The organism is Flavobacterium tibetense (assembly GCF_003293845.1).
GTDB lineage: Bacteria > Bacteroidota > Bacteroidia > Flavobacteriales > Flavobacteriaceae > Flavobacterium > Flavobacterium tibetense.
Genome location: NZ_QLST01000030.1, coordinates 1 through 4,958, shown reverse-complemented (window position 1 = coordinate 4,958; position 4,958 = coordinate 1). Strand labels below are relative to the sequence as shown.

Here is a 4,958-nt window from a genome sequence, read left to right as displayed (position 1 = left end):
GACAAGGAATTTCGCTACCTTAGGACCGTTATAGTTACGGCCGCCGTTTACTGGGGCTTCAATTCAATGCTTCTCCGAAGATAACATCTCCTCTTAACCTTCCAGCACCGGGCAGGTGTCAGGCCCTATACTTCATCTTACGATTTTGCAGAGCCCTGTGTTTTTGATAAACAGTCGCCTGGACCTTTTCACTGCGGCCAGCATTGCTGCTGGCGACCTTTCTCCCGAAGTTACAGGTCTATTTTGCCTAATTCCTTAGCCATGAATCTCTCGAGCACCTTAGGATTCTCTCCTCAACTACCTGTGTCGGTTTACGGTACGGGTACTTATAATCTAAGTTTAGAAACTTTTCTTGGAAGCCCTTAGGCACACTATCCCCTTGGCCGAAGCCTCAGAGTACTATCGTATTTCACCAAAATCTACGGATTTGCCTATAGATCTTATAGCTAAGTACTTCAACGAACTATTCCGTCAGTTCGCGGTGCTTTCATCACTCCGTCATTCCATCACAATTATAAGTAGTACGGGAATATTAACCCGTTGGCCATCGACTGTCCCTTTCGGGTTCGCCTTAGGACCCGACTAACCCACAGCTGATTAGCATAGCTGTGGAAACCTTAGTTTTTCGGTGTGCGGGTTTCTCGCCCGCATTATCGTTACTTATGCCTACATTTTCTTTTCTAAACAGTCCAGCATGACTCGCATCACACCTTCGACCCAGTTTAGAATGCTCCCCTACCACTTTACTTAACGTAAAATCCATAGCTTCGGTAGTATGCTTATGCCCGATTATTATCCATGCTCGTCCGCTCGACTAGTGAGCTGTTACGCACTCTTTAAATGAATGGCTGCTTCCAAGCCAACATCCTAGCTGTCAATGCAGACAAACCGCGTTTTTTCAACTTAGCATACATTTGGGGACCTTAGCTGATGGTCTGGGTTCTTTCCCTCTCGGACATGGACCTTAGCACCCATGCCCTCACTGCTGGTAAACATTATATAGCATTCGGAGTTTGTCAGGAATTGGTAGGCGGTGAAGCCCCCGCATCCAATCAGTAGCTCTACCTCTATATAACTTATACCCAGCGCTGCACCTAAATGCATTTCGGGGAGTACGAGCTATTTCCGAGTTTGATTGGCCTTTCACCCCTACCCACAGGTCATCCGAAGACTTTTCAACGTCAACCGGTTCGGACCTCCACTATGTGTTACCACAGCTTCATCCTGCCCATGGGTAGATCACACGGTTTCGCGTCTACCATTACTGACTATGGCGCCCTATTCAGACTCGCTTTCGCTACGGATCCATGACTTAATCACTTATCCTTGCCAGCAACGGTAACTCGTAGGCTCATTATGCAAAAGGCACGCCGTCACCCCACGAAAGGGCTCCGACCGCTTGTAAGCGTATGGTTTCAGGATCTATTTCACTCCGTTATTCACGGTTCTTTTCACCTTTCCCTCACGGTACTGGTTCACTATCGGTCTCTCAGGAGTATTTAGCCTTAGCGGATGGTCCCGCCAGATTCAGACAGGGTTTCACGTGCCCCGCCCTACTCAGGATACCACTATCGATATCTTCTCTTACCCATACAGGACTATCACCCTCTTTGGTTTACCTTTCCAGGTAATTCCGGTTCAATCCGCATCGAATATCGTGGTCCTACAACCCCAAAATTGCCGTAACAACTCTGGTTTGGGCTAATCCGCGTTCGCTCGCCACTACTTACGGAATCACTTTTGTTTTCTTCTCCTCCGCCTACTTAGATGTTTCAGTTCAGCGGGTTTGCTCTCCTATCGGAGTGACATGTCTTCAACATGCCGGGTTGCCCCATTCAGGTATCTACGGATCAATTCGTGTGTGCCAATCCCCGTAGCTTTTCGCAGCTTATCACGCCTTTCATCGCCTCTGAGAGCCAAGGCATCCCCCATACGCCCTTATTTTGCTTATGTGCCGCCTATTCATATAAATATAAATAGGACTTTCTATATAAATACGCAATAAATTACGCATTTAATGTATTTTCTACTTTTTAAATATTTGCTTTTCTCAATATGTCAATGAACTTTTTTCGCTTTAGCGAATAGTGGAGAATATCGGAGTCGAACCGATGACCTCCTGCGTGCAAGGCAGGCGCTCTAGCCAGCTGAGCTAATCCCCCGTTTTTCAGTCGGCAGTTAACAGTTTGCAGTTAACAGTAACTTAAACGGTTAGCTAACCCCTAGAATTTCCTTAGTTATAATCAGTAGTCCCGCCCAGACTCGAACTGGGGACCCCTACATTATCAGTGTAGTACTCTAACCAGCTGAGCTACGAGACTCTGTATTGTAACTTGTATTATTTGAATTAACAGCGAGAGTAAAACCTAGAAGATAAAGAACCTATCTCTATCATTTCTCTAGAAAGGAGGTGTTCCAGCCGCACCTTCCGGTACGGCTACCTTGTTACGACTTAGCCCTAGTTACCAGTTTTACCCTAGGCAGCTCCTTGCGGTCACCGACTTCAGGCACCCCCAGCTTCCATGGCTTGACGGGCGGTGTGTACAAGGCCCGGGAACGTATTCACCGGATCATGGCTGATATCCGATTACTAGCGATTCCAGCTTCACGGAGTCGAGTTGCAGACTCCGATCCGAACTGAGACCGGTTTTGAAGATTCGCATCTAGTCACCTAGTAGCTGCTCTCTGTACCGGCCATTGTAGCACGTGTGTGGCCCAGGACGTAAGGGCCGTGATGATTTGACGTCATCCCCACCTTCCTCACGGTTTGCACCGGCAGTCTCGTTAGAGTTCCCGACATGACTCGCTGGCAACTAACGACAGGGGTTGCGCTCGTTATAGGACTTAACCTGACACCTCACGGCACGAGCTGACGACAACCATGCAGCACCTTGAAAGACGTCCGAAGAAGGCCTAGTTTCCTAAGCTGTCGTCTCCCATTTAAGCCCTGGTAAGGTTCCTCGCGTATCATCGAATTAAACCACATGCTCCACCGCTTGTGCGGGCCCCCGTCAATTCCTTTGAGTTTCACACTTGCGTGCGTACTCCCCAGGTGGGATACTTATCACTTTCGCTTAGCCACTCAGTCCGAAAACCAAACAGCTAGTATCCATCGTTTACGGCGTGGACTACCAGGGTATCTAATCCTGTTCGCTCCCCACGCTTTCGTCCATCAGCGTCAATCGTTGGTTAGTAACCTGCCTTCGCAATTGGTATTCCATGTAATATCTAAGCATTTCACCGCTACACTACATATTCTAGTTACTTCACCAAAATTCAAGCCCTACAGTATCAATGGCAGTTTCCTAGTTGAGCTAGGAGATTTCACCACTGACTTATAAGGCCGCCTACGGACCCTTTAAACCCAATGATTCCGGATAACGCTTGGATCCTCCGTATTACCGCGGCTGCTGGCACGGAGTTAGCCGATCCTTATTCCTACAGTACCGTCAAGTCCCTACACGTAGGGAGGTTTCTTCCTGTATAAAAGCAGTTTACAATCCATAGGACCGTCTTCCTGCACGCGGCATGGCTGGGTCAGAGTTGCCTCCATTGCCCAATATTCCTCACTGCTGCCTCCCGTAGGAGTCTGGTCCGTGTCTCAGTACCAGTGTGGGGGATCTCCCTCTCAGGACCCCTACCCATCATTGTCTTGGTAAGCCGTTACCTTACCAACTAACTAATGGGACGCATGCTCATCTTATACCGTTGGAACTTTAATTACCAAGTGATGCCACTCAGTAATACTATGAGGTATTAATCCAAATTTCTCTGGGCTATCCCTCTGTATAAGGTAGATTGCATACGCGTTACGCACCCGTGCGCCGGTCTCAAGGAAGCAAGCTTCCTCTACCCCTCGACTTGCATGTGTTAGGCCTGCCGCTAGCGTTCATCCTGAGCCAGGATCAAACTCTTCATCGTAGTTTTTAAATATTGTACGATAAAGGCTAGGTTCATTCTTTAATTCTTAAAAGCCTTACTCTCTCTTAATTTTTCGATTTACATTGCTGCAAATCGTGCTGTCAATCCAATATGTCTATGAACGTGTCATTCTGTTTTTGTTCGCTACTGTTTCAGTTAGCGGGTGCAAAAGTACAACTCTTTTTTAATCTAGCAAGCTTTTTTGAAAAAATTTTTTGATTATTTTTCCTAAACCACTTACCCAACATTTTTAAGAACCTGCACTCCCCAATTCCTTAGTTTCGGGTCGGCAAAGATACTACCTTTACTTTTTATTATCCAAATCTTTTTTCAACTTTTTTTAAAGTTTTTTAGACTTGTTTAACTCTCCAGTTTGTGTGTGAACTTCTGCTTTAATGCGGGTGCAAAAGTAATACTCTTTTCTTTACTCGCAAGGCTTTTACAATCTTTTTTTTCTCTTTTTTTTGATACTTTTCTTAACTTGTTGATAACAAGGATTTAATGTGGGAAAGTTTTTTTGTTTGCCGCGAAGGCACGAAGGCGCGAAGGGTTTTTTTTGGTTTATAGTTTGTGGGTTGTGGATTGATATACTTGTAACATCCCCTCCCCCCTTCCGATTAGGAGGAACACCTCTCATTGTATATTTGTTTGTTAAACATATAAGTCATAGAAGTTTTTTAATACTTATATATAGTATAGGCAAAGTTCATAAAAGAGGTTGGATGGGTTTCTGGTTTCTGGTTGTGGGCTTAACTGCGTTAAGCAATAGCCTACTGCGTAGGAGATTCCTATTCTGCGGAATGACAATTGCCCGCATTGCGAGAGATTAGTGCTCGCTTTGCGAGCAAGTGGAATGGTTTTATGGAATGCTGAGTGTCTTGAACTAGCCCCGATGGGAACGGCATCCTTTTATAAACCTGACAAGTTTTCGAAAACCTGTCAGGTTTGTAAAAGATAGAGTGGACAGCGGGACCAATAGTCTTTATGGAATGCGAAACGGCTGCTTCAAATCTTTTTAACATTATACCTTATATATA

The 4,958-nt window shown here is 45.7% G+C and carries 2 tRNA genes and 2 rRNA genes; all 4 read right to left on the bottom strand.

From position 1 onward, the window contains the following. Window positions 1-1,952, bottom strand: a 23S ribosomal RNA gene (locus DPN68_RS12880); the annotation flags it as partial. Window positions 1,953-2,088: 136 nt separating this feature from the next. Next, window positions 2,089-2,162: transfer RNA gene (locus tag DPN68_RS12875), tRNA-Ala, on the bottom strand. Window positions 2,163-2,247: 85 nt separating this feature from the next. Then, window positions 2,248-2,321 (bottom strand) — tRNA-Ile (locus DPN68_RS12870). An 82-nt stretch (window positions 2,322-2,403) separates the two neighbouring features. Further along, window positions 2,404-3,921, bottom strand: a 16S ribosomal RNA gene (locus DPN68_RS12865). Window positions 3,922-4,958 lie beyond the last annotated feature (1,037 nt).